The 15,576-nt window shown below is 38.9% G+C and carries 18 protein-coding genes; 14 read left to right on the forward strand and 4 right to left on the reverse strand.

Annotated elements, in window-relative coordinates; genetic code table 11:
* Positions 1-53: 53 nt before the first annotated feature.
* From AC4PHB_RS02450 to AC4PHB_RS02470, 5 genes are all read left to right on the forward strand, one after another.
* A complete protein-coding gene (locus tag AC4PHB_RS02450; protein ID WP_492137083.1) occupies positions 54-1,088 on the forward strand; it encodes an aromatic acid exporter family protein in 1,035 nt (344 codons plus the stop codon).
* Between the two features lie 99 nt (positions 1,089-1,187).
* On the forward strand, positions 1,188-2,309 hold the full coding sequence (locus AC4PHB_RS02455; protein WP_492137084.1) for a GGDEF domain-containing protein: 1,122 nt from the start codon (positions 1,188-1,190) through the stop codon (positions 2,307-2,309).
* Between the two features lie 104 nt (positions 2,310-2,413).
* Positions 2,414-2,614 carry a dodecin family protein gene (locus tag AC4PHB_RS02460; protein ID WP_492137085.1) on the forward strand — a complete coding sequence of 67 codons (201 nt, stop codon included), beginning with the start codon at positions 2,414-2,416 and terminating at the stop codon, positions 2,612-2,614.
* Between the two features lie 54 nt (positions 2,615-2,668).
* Entirely contained in the window at positions 2,669-3,613 is a 945-nt protein-coding gene (locus AC4PHB_RS02465) for a D-aminoacyl-tRNA deacylase (RefSeq protein ID WP_492137086.1), read from the forward strand.
* Between the two features lie 67 nt (positions 3,614-3,680).
* Positions 3,681-4,139 carry a hypothetical protein gene (locus AC4PHB_RS02470; RefSeq protein ID WP_492137087.1) on the forward strand — a complete coding sequence of 153 codons (459 nt, stop codon included), beginning with the start codon at positions 3,681-3,683 and terminating at the stop codon, positions 4,137-4,139.
* 94 nt (positions 4,140-4,233) lie between these two features.
* On the opposite strand, the gene AC4PHB_RS02475 is transcribed toward AC4PHB_RS02470, so the two are convergent.
* The gene (locus AC4PHB_RS02475; RefSeq protein ID WP_492137088.1) at positions 4,234-4,929 is read right to left on the reverse strand and encodes a hypothetical protein; all 696 of its coding nucleotides are present in this window, start codon (positions 4,927-4,929) and stop codon (positions 4,234-4,236) included.
* 164 nt (positions 4,930-5,093) lie between these two features.
* On the opposite strand from AC4PHB_RS02475, the gene AC4PHB_RS02480 reads away from it, so the two are divergent.
* The 5 genes from AC4PHB_RS02480 to AC4PHB_RS02500 all read left to right on the forward strand — a co-directional run bounded on the left by AC4PHB_RS02480 (position 5,094) and on the right by AC4PHB_RS02500 (position 10,094).
* Positions 5,094-5,552, forward strand: coding sequence for a hypothetical protein (locus AC4PHB_RS02480; protein ID WP_492137089.1), 459 nt, complete (start codon positions 5,094-5,096; stop codon positions 5,550-5,552).
* 17 nt (positions 5,553-5,569) lie between these two features.
* Positions 5,570-6,043, forward strand: coding sequence for an ASCH domain-containing protein (locus AC4PHB_RS02485; protein WP_492137090.1), 474 nt, complete (start codon positions 5,570-5,572; stop codon positions 6,041-6,043).
* A 12-nt stretch (positions 6,044-6,055) separates the two neighbouring features.
* The gene (locus AC4PHB_RS02490) at positions 6,056-6,262 is read left to right on the forward strand and encodes a DUF1653 domain-containing protein (protein ID WP_492137091.1); all 207 of its coding nucleotides are present in this window, start codon (positions 6,056-6,058) and stop codon (positions 6,260-6,262) included.
* Positions 6,263-6,434: 172 nt separating this feature from the next.
* Positions 6,435-8,084 (forward strand): trypsin-like peptidase domain-containing protein, encoded by a 1,650-nt coding sequence (locus tag AC4PHB_RS02495; protein WP_492137092.1) that lies wholly within the window; start codon positions 6,435-6,437, stop codon positions 8,082-8,084.
* Positions 8,085-8,231: 147 nt separating this feature from the next.
* Positions 8,232-10,094, forward strand: coding sequence for a hypothetical protein (locus AC4PHB_RS02500; RefSeq protein WP_492137093.1), 1,863 nt, complete (start codon positions 8,232-8,234; stop codon positions 10,092-10,094).
* Between the two features lie 35 nt (positions 10,095-10,129).
* Here AC4PHB_RS02500 and AC4PHB_RS02505 read toward each other — a convergent pair whose 3' ends face one another.
* Positions 10,130-10,348, reverse strand: coding sequence for a 4Fe-4S binding protein (locus AC4PHB_RS02505; RefSeq protein ID WP_492137094.1), 219 nt, complete (start codon positions 10,346-10,348; stop codon positions 10,130-10,132).
* Positions 10,349-10,485: 137 nt separating this feature from the next.
* Here AC4PHB_RS02505 and AC4PHB_RS02510 point away from each other — a divergent pair, with 137 nt between their 5' ends.
* Complete coding sequence (locus AC4PHB_RS02510) at positions 10,486-11,673, forward strand: MalY/PatB family protein (RefSeq protein WP_492137095.1); 1,188 nt, start codon at positions 10,486-10,488, stop codon at positions 11,671-11,673.
* 54 nt (positions 11,674-11,727) lie between these two features.
* Here the strand turns inward: AC4PHB_RS02510 and AC4PHB_RS02515 are convergent, their stop codons facing one another.
* Entirely contained in the window at positions 11,728-12,603 is an 876-nt protein-coding gene (locus AC4PHB_RS02515; RefSeq protein WP_492137096.1) for a DMT family transporter, read from the reverse strand.
* A 137-nt stretch (positions 12,604-12,740) separates the two neighbouring features.
* Here AC4PHB_RS02515 and AC4PHB_RS02520 point away from each other — a divergent pair, with 137 nt between their 5' ends.
* Positions 12,741-12,965, forward strand: coding sequence for a MoaD/ThiS family protein (locus tag AC4PHB_RS02520; RefSeq protein WP_492137097.1), 225 nt, complete (start codon positions 12,741-12,743; stop codon positions 12,963-12,965).
* A gap of 56 nt (positions 12,966-13,021) precedes the next feature.
* Here AC4PHB_RS02520 and AC4PHB_RS02525 read toward each other — a convergent pair whose 3' ends face one another.
* Positions 13,022-13,672, reverse strand: coding sequence for a TraX family protein (locus AC4PHB_RS02525; RefSeq protein WP_492137098.1), 651 nt, complete (start codon positions 13,670-13,672; stop codon positions 13,022-13,024).
* 128 nt (positions 13,673-13,800) lie between these two features.
* Between AC4PHB_RS02525 and AC4PHB_RS02530 the strand changes: the two genes are divergently transcribed.
* Both AC4PHB_RS02530 and AC4PHB_RS02535 read left to right on the forward strand, forming a co-directional pair.
* Positions 13,801-14,715: an ABC transporter ATP-binding protein gene (locus tag AC4PHB_RS02530; RefSeq protein WP_492137099.1), complete on the forward strand. Its 915-nt coding sequence runs from the start codon at positions 13,801-13,803 to the stop codon at positions 14,713-14,715.
* Positions 14,712-15,569, forward strand: a complete 858-nt coding sequence (locus AC4PHB_RS02535) for an ABC transporter permease (protein WP_492137100.1) — start codon at positions 14,712-14,714, stop codon at positions 15,567-15,569. The genes AC4PHB_RS02530 and AC4PHB_RS02535 overlap by 4 nt, the downstream gene beginning before the upstream one ends.
* The last annotated feature ends 7 nt before the right edge of the window (positions 15,570-15,576 follow it).

Genomic DNA, 15,576 nt, shown 5'->3' on the forward strand with positions numbered 1-15,576 from the left:
ATTTTTGAGGCTCCCATGATTGGGAGTCTCATTGATTTAAGGAGATGCTGGACGTGAAGAGAATAACTAAATACATAGGAATGAGAACTCTAAAGACTGCCATAGGCGCGGCGTTGGCAATTTTCGTTGCCCAGTTGCTCGGGTTGGATTACGGTGTAAATACAGCTATAGTAGTGATCCTGAGCCTGCAGAACACTAAAAGGAAGTCTCTTAATCTTGCAGGTGTCAGAATAGCTTCATCAGTAATAGCATTAGCCATAGCCTGGGCTGTTTTTTCAGTTGTCGGCTTTAATCCTGCTGCCTTTGGTGTTTACCTCCTGATATTTATTCCTGTAGTAGTAAGATTTAGGCTTAATGAGGGTTTGGTTCCAAGCTCTGTACTCGTAAGCCACCTTCTTGCTTCCAATTCAGTCGCAATGGCGAGTCTGCTTAATGAATTTGCTCAAATGGTCATCGGGGCTTCAATAGCTCTAATACTTAATCTATATATACCAGGGATTGAAAGCCACATACTCTCTGATCTCGTGAGGATCAAACAATTAAAATTCAGTATACTTGGCAATATGGGAAATATACTTGGAAGAAGCGGTAAAATTGGTGAAACTCGTTCTTTGCTTTCAGAGCTTGGGGAAAGGATAAAGCTGGCAAATCAAAGGGTAACTAGTGAGCATGGAGATAATTTTAATCGAAGCATGGACTATTATCTCAGGTATCTTAAGATGGAAACAGATCACTTGGACACATTAGAGTATATGGAGCGACAAGTAACAATTCTGTCAGAATGTGATGAAGAATGTGAAATAGCATCCAACTTCACAGCCAAAATCCTGGAGCAGCTCAAGAAGCAGAGCATCGAAAAGGAGGCAGCCGATAAACTGAAGGACTATTTGGATGCTTTCTCTCATAGGGGACATGCGCAAACCAGGGAAGAATTTAGGAACAAGGCCGCTTTGTTTGAGTATCTAACTGACCTTAATAGATTGCTTGAGATTAAGTCAGACTTTTTGAAGAGCCTTAATTATCAGGACAGAAAGCTGTTCAGAGAAATGCACGAGAAAATATTTACTCTAAAAAATGATCTGGAATAATAATTGACAAAACAGCCTCAAAGTATTTGTAAATAATCTCTGATTATAGTATCATTATGTTAAACCTGTTTCATTATTCTGAGAATGGGGCTGAGCATATTGATAATTCCTAATGTAGCTATGATTTTAGAAATGTTTCTGGTAAGTGTTTATGCAACTCTTTCATGCTCAAGCAAGAAAAAGTCAGCCTTGATTACATGGTCATTCTTGACGTTGTTTTCAGTAGCATTATTCGCATTGATCAGTTTTTTGATCCCTGAAATAGCTCAGCTGGCCTTTGAGGACAGCTACAGATTGTTGTCATTTGCAGGTGCAATTTACCTTATTCCGCTGGTAATGCTTACCAGACAGCCTTTGAAACATACTGTTGTTATTTTTAATACGTTCTGGATATATTCTCTGATAATATTTGCAGTATCCTACAGGGTTGCGTGCGTTGCATGTATCACCAGCAGATCTATTGATTCACTGGCAATCCAGACTGCAGCTTACATAATAACACTTCCGGTCTTATTGAAGTTTATGAAGAAAAAAATGACTTTTACAATCCAAAATATAAAAGAAGAGACTTTAAATTCACTCCTATCCTTAACTGTTTCAGTTATCCTTGTCATCTATACCATGAAGTACGCAATGGAGAATAATGCATCTGAGCTAGTTGAAATCAGTATATTTATGCTTTTGGGAGCATGTTTTGCGATAACCTTCCAGCTTGCATACTCCTTTGTGGAAGCTAGTAAATCGGTTGAGATGCTGGGAATAAAGTCAAAGACAGACCCACTTACCAGGCTAAAAAATAGGGAAGCAATGATAGAAGACGCATCCGGAAGGATCCTTAATGGTCATCATTTTTGCTTGATTTTCATAGACCTTGATAACTTTAAAACTATCAATGACAATCACGGCCATAGTATTGGGGACGACTATTTGATAGCTTTTTCTAACTCTGCCAGAAGGCTTTTGGACACAAAGGATAGATTTTACAGGATATCAGGGGACGAATTTGTCGTTCTGAAGGATGGCAGCTCTTGCAAAAAAGCTTGCATGGAGTTTGAAAGTCTCCGTTTTCTGAACGATCCATCAGGTATAAAATTTCTTGGCTTGAGCACAGGTTATGCAAATTATCCTGAAGATGCTAAAAATATAAGTGAGCTTCTGGGCATTGCCGACTCTAGGATGTACCAGAATAAGAAGAAGAAGCATAAGGAAGTCGCTGAGTAACTATATCACCCATCAGTGATGATAAGGGATGTTTATTTGATTATCTGCAGGGTATCACATAAATGTGTTTAAGGTGATGTAGTTAACTTGAAAGGAGAATCCCTATGGCTGTAGTAAAGGTGATAGAAATACTTGCAGAATCAACAAAAAGCTGGGAAGATGCTACACAAATAGCTGTAACTGAAGCATCAAGGACAGTAAAGAATATTCAGAGTGTTTACGTAAAGGATTTTCAGGCAGTTGTAAGCGATGGATTGATCACCAGGTATAGAGTAGATGCTAAGATATCCTTCATAGTAGAATAAAGGGAAAAGCCGCCGGGGAAACCCGGTGGCTTTATATAAAATGGAGATGATGGTATGTCAAGAAAAGCAGTTTATTATATGGCAGTCAAGGAGGGGGTAGACCATGTGGCTGCTCCAGTTTATTCCTATATTGATTCTATATTGAGTTTAACCGAGAGAAATATTAAAGTTGACGGATATCCTGTTTTAGAATACATAGATGATAATGGGAATCTTTTTTGGTTCGTAAGAACTGAGAAGGTAGTTTGCCATGATTATAATAGATACCTACCGGTTATGCTGGAATACTTTTCAGATTTCGACGTTGCAGGTCTTATAACATGGCATGAGGGAGAAAATGCCCCGGATAAGGTATTTTCGGTGCACACCACAGGAGATGTTGACACAGGCAACTTCGGTCCAGCATCCCCAGAATATATGCATAACCTATTGGTCTGGCTGGAAAAAAAGAGGGTGGGAGAGGGCCTTGATGATTTTTCTGTTACTACTGAGGCAACGCATTGGTCTGGCGTAATGTACGGAGACGCATCACCTGAGCTTATTTCACTTTATGAAGTGCCCATAATGGATATCGAGATCGGGAGCACTGAGGAAAGCTGGAGAGAAGCAAAGGCTGCTAAGGTACTTGCTGCTTCTCTTTTTAAGATATTTGATGGCGATGGACTATCCTTAAAAAATATTCTTTGTACTGGAGGGACACATTTCGACAAAGCATTCTCTGGTGAGATATTTAGGACTTGGGAAGATAAAGCCTATGGGATATCACATATTATACCAAACCAGTGGCTTGTAACTGGCGGATACGATGGAGATCGAGGATTGGAAAAACTTAAAGCCTGCGTTGAGTCAATAAATGGAGGTATCCATGGCATTGCAATGCATGATGGTCTCAAAGGAGCTTTTAAAGAAAAAATGAGAGAGCTAGGAAAAGTATATGAGGTTCCAGTTTTCAAACATCAACAGCTAAGGAAACCAGAAATAGTTGAATGGTCAAAATAAATAGATATACGTGAATATGAATGGGTATAAATACCTCGAGGACCATTAAGGAAAAAGGAGGTATACCATGAGCCTGCATGAAGAGATTTTGAGAGATTTTAGGTTACTGAAAAGACAGCTTGACATAGAGTCTATGAGAAAAATCAGGATAGATTTGTATGAGAATATAATCATAAGGATGCAGCATCTTTCTGGCGAGGTTCATGAATGCTCGGATTACCTCGATAATCTGAAGATAGTACTTGATGATCTTAAGCACTCGCAGGGGAAAGTAAAAAGGAGCCAAGTGAGGCTGTTGAAGGACATCAGAAAAGATTTATCGAGACACTTAAAGGAACATCATGATCTACTGCCCAGAGGCCAATATTTAACTAGGTCGACCTTAATTGGAATCGCTGCAGGATTAATATTTGGTTTTGTAGTAATGGATTATGCTCTCGTTGGAAGCTTCTTCGGAGCAATTATTGGAATTGCGATAGGAAGCAAGCTTGATTCTGATGCAAGGCAAAAAGGAATAGAAGTCTAGCTTAATTTGAAATTAGAATTTAAGTATACTGAAAATCCCTGGATGGCTTATCCAGGGATTTCACTTACTGTTAGCAATTTTATTGGATTGGCCATTAAGGCTGGAACATCTGGTATCCTTCAGGTATGGTAAAGAGTGTTTCATCTACCTGGTCTGTCAACTCCTCTACGTCTAAAACATTGCTGTTTCCATCAAAGGTCATCACGATTCCATCAAGCATGTTGCCTTCAAAATAGTACCTTATGCTTCCGCCTTCTACTGAGTACTCTTCATAAGGCCTTATATTCCCCATAAATTCATCCTCACCTTTGCCGATATAAGTCATTCCATCTAATTCCACACCGGCAGGTCCTTCTGGAGCAGCTTCCGTGGCTTGGTCGGTATCTGCCGGGAATACCATGATCATTTTTTGTTCATGCATTATGAGGTAGAGCATTTTATCCTTCATAACTGAAGCAGTTGAAATATCATCTGATTCAAATACCATTGCATAGTCTTCACCATCAACAGCCATAGTCATTCTGCCTTCTACCATTTGTCCTTCAATATTTGAGATAGTCCTGTACTTCATTGTGTAGCTGTTGCTTTTCATGATCTCGGCATAAGTTTCGGAAAGCCTCTCCTCAAGCTCCTGTGGAGCTGAAGGTTCTGAGGGTGCTTCAACAGGAGGAGATTCTGATGCAGGTGCTTCCTGAGGAGTTTCAGGAGCAGATGGGCTAGTTGAGCTGCAGCCCGTTGAAATTAAACCAATTAGCATTATGAATACAATTATAAGATAGAACTTTTTCATAATATCCTTCCTTTCGTGGTAATTAAACCTACCTTAACTTTATACCCAAAAAAATTGGGTTTGGAATCGTTGGCCAAAAAGACCAAAAATCAAATTGAGGATGTTAACATGGTGCTCTAATGGTATAATCAAAAGGTATAGTGCAAATGTTTAGGGGGGATACTATGAGCACAGCAGAGAAAATATTGCAGAAAATTAGCGAACTAAGAGCATTGATCGGTCCTCAGTCTTCTAAGAGGCTGGATCTGGATACTTTTGAACGGATAGTGATCAGACTGGATAGTTTTAAAGAAAACTGTAATACTTGTACGGAGTTTCTAGAGCACACGGACAAATATTTTGAAAGTCTTAAAAGTAAAAATGGAGTAGTGAGCAAGGAGGATTTTAAACGGCATCGGGATATAAGAACAGAGTTGGTTGTCCACCTTATCAAACAACATAGATTAGTCCAGAAAGGACAACATATGGCTGGATTCATTTCAATTGGTATGGCTATCGGAGCAGTTCTGGGGCTGACAGTACTCAATAACCAGGCGATTGGATTGCCTGCCGGAATTGTTATTGGTATTGCTATGGGGTATGCAGCAGACAATAATGCAAGGCGCAAGGGAAGAGTAATATAGCTAAGCGGAGGCGAAGTATGAATTCATCAGGGAATAGTGTTGAGATCATGTGGGATATGTACCTTGAAAGAATTGGTGAGAATCCGAGCGACACTCGATTAAGATATACTTCATGGCACTTCTGTGATAACAAGAAGGATGCAGATGAATTGGTTGAGCTTTCTATGATCGGTACTAAGAGAGCAACTGCTTCATTATTTTTGCTATATGAACTTGAGGGGGAGAAAGTACCTCAAGCAGGAGATATCAGCATACTGACTGACTGGGATGGAAATGCCAAGTGTATAATAAGAAATGAAAGTGTTTCCATTTTACCATTTAGGGATATAACTGAAGAGCATGCAGCCAGAGAAGGAGAGGGAGATAAAACTCTCCATTATTGGAGAAGAGCTCACAGAGGAATATTCGAGATGGATGCAGAATCCGCAGGTATGGTATTCAATGAGGATATGCTTGTTGTTTTTGAAGAATTTGAAGTAGTATTTCAATAGGAGACGGTTTGAATGGTAGAGATTGGAGTAACGTACAGGCATTTTAAAGGTAATGATTATCTGGTATTGAATATTGCCAAGCATTCTGAAACTCTTGAGGATTATGTTGTCTATCAGGCTCTTTATAGCGACAGGGGTATTTGGGTCAGACCAATGAGTATGTTTGAAGAAATGGTTGAAGTTGACGGGAAAACTATGAAGAGATTTACTAGAGTCTAAAAAAGAAAATTATTACAAAGTGGTTAAAATATAAGGAAAACCCGATATGAATACTATAAATGGAGTATAATAGGCTTATGTATCCTGTTATTCTCCATTTTTTCTTAGGTTCACAAAGATGTAGCTTGGGTATAACATTATACTAGATAAAGGAAGAGTGGAAGGTGTAAAAATGAAAAAAACAATAGCTTTTATTATCATAATTTCAATTGTTATGACAGCAGGAGCCGCTTCGGCTGCTCCCAGCACGTGGTTTACTACAGAAGTAGATTTAGCAAGACAGCTTGGATTGGTGCCCGGAAGTCTGTTAACTAACTACCAAGCCGATATAACCAGAGAGGAATTTTCAGAAATGGTTATCAATCTCTATGAAGAGCTGTCAGGTAAGATTGCCGTTTCCTCTTCGGTGAATCCATTTACTGACACTTCAAACCTGGAGGTGCTTAAGGCGAACAATCTGGGTATTGTGCTAGGGAAAGGCGGGGGCATTTTTTCACCGAAGGAGAGAATAACCAGGGAGCAGATAGCAACAATGTATTATCGCACTCTCTATGCTGTAGATCCGACACTGGTCTCAGGATCCTTCACCTTGGGATTTGCTGACAAGTCATTGGTAAGTAGTTGGGCTTCCAAGGAAGTCGCTTTTATGACTGCCAAAGGAGTAATAAAGGGAGTAGGAGGCAACAAATTTGAGCCAACTGGGTTAACAACACGGGAAATGGCGATAGCTCTTACTGTAAGGACTTACCAACAGTTTGCGGGGGATGTCTTGATTACAACAGGAGATAAGCTTACATCAGAACAGATAGGGGCTCTATCGGATAGTGTAGTACAAATATTTATTGAACAGTATGACGGGACCTACAATACCGGCAGTGCATTCTTCTATGATAAGGGCAGGCTTGCAACAAATTTTCACGTGATTGAAAATGCAAAATCCATTACAATGGAGTATGAAGATGGTACTAAATATACAGGCGGATTTGCTATAACCGGCTATGACAGGGAAATAGACATGGCGACTCTTATGGTATCTGATCTTACAACACCACCTCTGAAGCTTGGAGACTCATCATCTGTAGTAAAAGGACAAAGAGTCTATGCTATTGGAAGTCCGGTCGGACTTACAAATTCTTTGTCAGACGGTCTGGTGAGTGCAGTAAGGAGCGATTTGATACAGGTAACTACAGCTATAAACCCGGGGAACAGTGGAGGAGCTTTGCTGGATGAATATGGAAGGGTAATAGGTATAACCTTTGCAAGGATTTCTGACGGCGATAATCTAGGATTTGCTATACCAATAAACTTGCTAAAGTCTATGAGTAAAGATAGAGCACTCTCAATAAAGCAGTTCAATGATGAGATTAACTTATCATATGAGGATGACCCCATGGAAATGAGCAACTATGAGATAATTGACCACCTTTTTGATAATATGCAGAGCATAGACGCGAATGGAGTAGTAATAAATTTTGATGGATATGATGTCGTTAAGAAAACAGATACGCTGACAAAAATCTATGCGTATATAGATGACACAAACCTCGATAAGTTTCTTGCTTCAGAGAAAACTGGTATCGTAAATATTGCAAAAATCCTTAAGGTACATGCAGTATTTTACGAGGAAATAATTGGAACAAATGTTAGTATAGAAGTAGTGTACTATGGAGTTTATGATGATTATCCAAAATTCTTCGAAGAAAACTATTTAAGCGAGGATACAATCTCATATTATGGAATATGGGAAGTTCTGTATCCATTGATTGAGGTATCTAATAACTCAAATCAGTTCAGTTCTTGGTACGGTCCACATACAATATAACTATGATTTAAAAGATTGCGCTAAAACAAGACGCAATCTTTTTTTGGTCAGTATAATTCGATTGTAACCCATATGTAAATAAAAGACGTTGAAATTCGGGTATAATCATAGTGATAACAATTGGTTATCAAACCTGGAGGTGAGAGTATGGGTACTTTTTCAAAATCAATTATTAAAGTCGCTAAAGGAGCGATGGATGCATTCGGTACATTCCCTGCAGCCATTGCAAGTGCTCTAGCATTTTCAATAGTCACTGCTATAAGAATACACTTGGATTGGCCGCAGCAGGAAGAATATAATTTCATTTTCAATTGCCTGCATTGGGCATTTGGTTTCGGTGCGGCGTTTGGGATAGCCGCTGTCACTTATGTGAGAACAAGAAAAAACAACAAGAAGGATTTTATTCTAGCAAACCTGGTTACTGCAGCCGTAATCATATTCATTTTTCTTCTGCTCTATTTCTTTGGGGGCAGAGAGCCTTTACCAGATGACTATTTTAGGTATATGAGGCTCACTGATATTTCAATCGCGAGGATGACTGCACTTTCATTTGTGGCTGTGGTAGCATTCGTAATATTTGCCGGATTGCCAAGAAAAAATCCAAACATGACCAGATCGATTTTCATGACACAAAAGGCATTTATAACTGCAGCCATTTATGGCGGAGTTATGATGGGTGGAACATCTGCTGTTGCAGGTGCTATCCAAGCCCTTCTCTACAATGATATGAGCTATAAGGTATATCAATATCTTGGTACGATAGTTGGATTTTTGACCTTTACAATTTTCGCTGGCTATTTCCCTGATTTCTCCAATGCTGAAGAGGATGAGCAGAGAAAATCAGCACAAACTCAGTCGAGATTTATGGAGGTGCTCTTTTCGTATATTATGGTTCCAATCGCCTTGGCATTGACGGTTGTTCTACTTTTGTGGACTGTAAGGACAGTAATGGAAGGCATAGGCTCAAGCTTTGTGAGGCTCTCGAGCATAGCAACTGGCTATGCCGTGGGAGGAATTTGGCTTCATATAATGGTTGCTGAGCACGATAACGGTCTAGCAAAATTTTATAGACGTATATACCCCATAGCCGCTCTTTTGATACTTGCCTTTGAGGCTTGGGCATTAGTTGTGCAGCTTGGAAGGTTTGGAATGAAGACAACTGAATATTTCTTCTTGATAACCTGGGTAGTTGCTGTGGTTTCAGTATTATTGATAATTTTACAGAAAGAGAGAGCCTATATTAAAATATCAATGATGGCAGCAATGGCAGCAATGATAGCAGTATTGCCATTTGCTGGATACCATACACTACCTGCGAGACTCCAATTACAACGGCTTGAAAAGCTTTTATTAAGTGCAAATATGCTCCAGGCAGGAGCTATAGTTCCAGGAAGCGAATCCCTCGATAAAGCATTGCGTGAACAAATAACTGACTCCGTATCATTCCTTGCTTATCAGCATGATGCTGACCTGCCTGAGTGGTTTGACAGAGATTTAGCCAACTACAGGGATTTTAAAGACACCTTCGGCTTTGAACAGGCATGGCCTCAATATGATGATTATATTCCCCCATCAGAGTATGCCAGTACATTCCTTACCCTCGAACCTGTTGCTATAGACGTAAGCAGATACGACTGGGCATTCAATTTACTGGATTTCTCAAAAAAAGGTGAAGGCGCAGCTGAATTGTCAGGGCGTAATGGAGCATATGTGGTTGAATGGATCTTAGAGGAAAACAACAGTACCATTCCGAGGTTGAGAATTAGTCTTGATGATGAAGTCATACTAGATGAAGCTATGCAAAGTTATGTGGACAGAATATCTGAGAAATATCCGCCAGCTTCTTATCAGCCTAGAACTGTAGGCCTGGAGGACATGAGTGAAAGATATGAGAATGACAAGATAGAAGTTCTAGTCGTTCTTAATACTGCAGAGATAAGCCTTGATGCGAAAAATGACAGGATAACCTACTGGCTGTCATTGAATTCGATTTATCTCAAAGAAAAATAGTACAAGCTCCTCATTAAAGAGGAGCTTGTTATCTGCTACCTGAATGTGACTGCTCCGTGTGGGCAGACCTGTATACATTTACCACATCCGATGCATATTTCTTCATTGACGATTATCTTACCCATAAAAAAACCTGCTCTTTCGATCGCTCCTGTAGGACAAACCCTCTTGGAAGGGCAGAATGGCGACCTGTCACATTTTGACTCCATAATAAATGCTTTTTTCCCTTTTTTTGCCTTTTTTTCAGTTTTCAATTATGTACCTCCCTAGGTTATTAAATCAATTATATACCCAATAGGGGTATATGTAAATATTAATAGTATGTAATTTCTATGATAATTATTGTACAATCAAGATAAAGTATAAAAGTATATAAAAAGGGGAGGATATAATGTACGATTTTGACTATTTAGTTGAGAGGCGGAATACAGATTCCTACAAATGGGACTGCAATGAGGAGGTTTTTGGAAGAAGCGATCTATTGCCTTTGTGGGTAGCAGATATGGATTTTAAATGCCCTCAGCCACTTCTGGAAGCTCTTTCAAAGAGGATAGAGCATGGAATTCTGGGATATACCTCCCGAACAGAGAGTTACTTCGAATCAATCATAAACTGGATGGAAAGAAGACATGGATGGCGAATGGAAAGAGAGTGGTTATTATATTGCCCACCAGGAATAATGCCTGCTGTAACTATGCTTATCAATATTCTGAGCCAGCCAGGAGATGGTATAATCATACAGACTCCAAATTATTCATCTTTGATAGATTCAATAATTGATAATAATAGAAGGATGATCGAGAATCCTCTTATTTTCAAAAATGGTAGATATGAGGTTGACTTTAAAGACCTAAATGCTAAGATCGATCGATCTACGAAGGTGCTATTACTTTGTAATCCAAATAATCCAACTGGCATGGTATGGAAAAAAGATGATTTGGTTAGACTTGGGGATATATGCAGGGATAGGGGCATATTTATAATATCAGATGAAGTGCACTGTGACTTTACTTATGGAGATTCATATCACATACCACTTGGGTCTGTTTCGAAAGACATAGCTGAGATAAGCGCGACTTGTTTTTCGCCTAATAAAACATTTAATACAGGCGGACTATTGACAGCCAGCATAGTAATTCCCAACCCAAATATCAGGGAGCAATACCTGTCACTACTTAAGACATATCAAATGAGACTGGATAATGTTTTTGGCAGAATTGCAGTTGAAGAGGTCTATAGCAATCCTGAGTGCGAAAAATGGTTGGATGATCTGCTTGTCTATATAGAAGCGAACCTTGATTACGGGGTGGAAAGGATCAATTCAATCAAAGGTTTGATGACTACTAAACCAGAGGGTACATATCTTTTGTGGGTTGATTTTTCTGGACTTGGTTTGGATGATACAAGACTTAGGGAACTTCTTATAAATAAAGCGAAGGTGGGCTTTAGCGATGGTCTTGAATTTGGGAAGGAATTTGGGCAGTTTATGAGGATCAATACAGCATGTACTAGAGCTACCTTGGCAGAGGCACTGGACAGAGTTGAAAGTGCAATAGACAGCACTATAATCGATCGATAATAGGAGCAATACAAAAAAGGCCAGGTAAACTGGCCTTATGATATCCCACTTATGTTACCTTGCCCGAGCGTCCTGTAGAGTCACTACAGTTACAGAGACAATAACTACTGCTGCACCAAATAATTGGAGAAGTGACAGTGTATCCCCAAATATGAAGTAGCTGAAGATAAAAGTGAAGACCGGTATTAGATTCATAAAAATCGCTGTTGTTGCAACGCTGAGATTACTCAGAGCATAAATATACATATAGTTAGCTATTGCTGAGCATCCAATTGCTAGAAATAGAAAATGGAAGAGTATATTTCCGTTAAGCTGACTCCAGTTGACAGTCTCAAGCCATAAAAATGGTATAAAAGCTATCGTTCCAAACAGTGACTGGTAAAATGTTACTGCAATACCGGAATAACTGCTGAAAAGAGGCTTCGTTATTATCATAAATATTGTAAAGGATATTATAGCTCCAGCCATATATAGGTAACCGGATATTGTGCCGCCTTCAAGCTTGCCTCCTATGATTATGTAAATTCCAAGGACAGATGCTAAGATCGCTACTAAAGAGATCGGCGAAAGTTTCTTCTTAAGGAACATCCATTCGCCAACTGCAGCGGCCACAGGAATTGTGGCGAGTATTATAGAGGCATCATTTGAGCTGATCCTGAGAACTCCATTATTCTCAAAGAAAAAGTAGATCGTTATACCGAGTATGCCTGAAAATGCCATAAGTAAGAAATGCTCTTTCTTTAATGATTCTCCAGGACTTATTTTTCTCAGCATAGGGAATAGAATGAAGCATGCTATAAGGAATCTGTAAAAGGCCATGCTTAGAGGAGGGAACACCTCCATAGATATTTTTATACTCACAAATGATAAGCCGAACATTACCGTTGATCCAATCAGAAACACAACTGCTGTTAATCTTTTCTTGTCCATCGATTATTCCTCCGGTGGGTGATAATGAGATTATAACATATTTGACAATTAGTAGGCATAGTATCTTATGGCGCAATACTTCATTCTTATCTAAAAATAATATATAATCAAAGAAAAAAATATAGGCGGGTGCAGCTATGGTAATCAGTATAAAATACCTTGGGATTATGAATTATGATCTGCCCTCTGAAATCACACTGGAAAAAGGCAGCAATATCAAGCGTGCTGTTGAAATTGTTTCATTAGAGGGCTCTGATATTGAAACATACACATTTTTGCTCAACGACGAGCCCGCTGGTTTCGATGTAGAATTAAAAGACGGAGATACACTTCTAATACTTCAGGTATTGGGTGGAGGTTAGAAGTTAGTTAAATAAAAATTCAGCCGGTGAGTATTCAATACTCACCGGTTGAATTTTTATCTAAACATTGAAAATATTAATAAATGCAAGGGATAGGCTGCGTAGAACGATATTTGTATAGCTTTATTTTTGACCCCAGGCTTACCGTTATACATCATCAAAGGTATCATTGCAAGTAAGGAGTACTGTTGTAATCCAGAGGATCCTATCATATTTGTCAGAAACATTATTGCAGCAACTATCGCCAGTCTCTTCAGTACAGGAATCCCATTGGTGTAGTAAAAAGCAAGGATATAAATTATTCCAATGTAGGCATAATCGGTTGATAGTATAGTAGCTGTAAAAGCAGCACCTAGTCCAATGAGGAGTTTTGTTGGATAGTTTCCATCCCTATATTTGTCAAGTAATATCATAGCTATAAGCCCAATAAATAATGTGAAAAATATATTTTGATGACCCCAATAAATACCTCCAAAAAACGCATAGTCAAAGGGCAGCTCCGATATAAGAGCAAATACTAAAAGTCTGATCGAATATTTTTTTACATTTTTTGTATGGAAAAATCCCTCAACAAGAAGAAAGCAATAAATTGGGAAAGCCAACCTTCCAATAAGCCTGAATGTCAAGTCGCTAGGCTGGAATATTGCTCCATAATGATCGATGATCATAGTTGTAAGCGCCAAAAGCTTAAGTAGCAGTGAATTCATAATACCCATCCTGTTTGTATTTGATAATGTTAGTATAGCAGAATATTGCATCATTTTAAAGTTTATAGAGTATTGATATGAACTTCACAATTGGGTATATTTATTTTGGATAAGGAGGTGAGGAATAAGTGGAGCACATAATAGAGGTACAAGGATTGAAAAAATCTTATGGGGAAATTGAAGCAGTTAAGGGCATAGACTTTTACGTTGAACAGGGAAAATTGTTTGCATTCCTAGGCCCAAATGGAGCAGGAAAATCGACAACAATAGATATACTTTCAACACTACTCAAGAAGGACTTGGGTAATATAAAAATCAAAGGTTATGAACTTGGGAAAGATGATGACTATATCAGAAGAATAATAGGCGCAGTATTCCAAGACAGTATAATGGATAATTTGCTAACGGTAAGGGAGAATCTGACACTTAGGGGCAGCTTCTATCATTTGAACAAAGAGGAGTTGAAGGGTGCTGTTGAGAGAGCAGCACAAATTTGCAGGGTAACAGAATTCTTAGATAGACCTTATGGCAAATTATCAGGCGGACAACGAAGGAGGAGTGACATAGCAAGAGGATTATTAAACACTCCTGAAATACTATTTTTAGATGAGCCTACTACAGGACTAGATCCTCAAACTAGAAAAAACATATGGGATACCATAAGAGAAATACAGAAGGAAAAGGGCATGACGGTCTTTCTTACGACTCACTATATGGAGGAGGCAGCAGATGCTGACTATGTAATTATAATTGACCATGGATTGATTGCCGCTAAGGGAACCCCTTCTCAACTAAAGGACCAGTACACCTTTGACAAGTTGATATTAACAACCAATAATAGAGTAAAAACACAGGAGATCCTTGGACAAAAAGGCATAATATACAGAAATAATGCTGATAATATCTTTGTAAGACTTGAATCAACTTTCGAAGCGATCCCTATCGTAGCGCTTTGCGGTAACTATATTGACAGCTTTGAGGTCCTTAAGGGTACAATGGACGATGCATTCATTTCAATTACTGGCAAGGAGATGAGAGAATGAGTCAGATAATTCTTAGAAACCTAAAGATATTCTTCAGAGACAAAAGCTCTGTTTTCTTCTCGCTTCTAGCTGTATTTATAATTATCGGACTATATGTGCTTTTTCTCGGAGACATGGCATCTGGCCAGCTCGAAGGTAAAGAGGATGCAAGATTTCTAATGGATAGCTGGATAATGGCTGGACTGCTTGCTGTAACTGCAACAACAACTACTATGGGAGCTTTTGGTATAATGGTTGAGGACAGACAAAAAAAGATAAACAAGGATTTTTACTGTTCACCAGTAAAAAGAACCTCCATAGTTGGAGGCTATGTTGTGAGTACTTTCATCATTGGAATGATCATGTCAATTATTGCTCTTATTCTTGGTGAATTATATATAGTATCAGGAGGTGGGAAAATTCTCCCAATAGACTCTTTGCTAAAAGCCTTAGGAGTACTGCTTTTATCTGTGTTGTCAGGGAGCTCGATGGTGGCATTGTTAGTCAGCTTCTTTAAAAGCCAAAATGCATTCTCCGCAGCCAGTACGGTGATTGGAACAATGATTGGGTTTTTAACAGGGATATATATTCCTGTTGGAGTACTTCCTCAATCAGTTCAGACAGCTATCAAGCTATTTCCAATATCACATGCAGCAGTGCTTTTCAGACAGATATATACTGAGGCACCTATCAGTAGTGTTTTTGCTGGTGCACCTCAGGAAGCCTCAGATGCGTTTAAGATCACAATGGGAATAGCATTTAAGTGGGGAGACTCATTTATGAGCAAGAGCGCACATATTGCTGTTTTGATTATAAGTGCAGTGATATTCTATAGTTTGGCAGTATATATATTCACTAAAAAAAAGAACGATTAAGGAGGAC

The sequence above is a fragment of the Gudongella sp. QWL-04 genome (assembly GCF_058683975.1).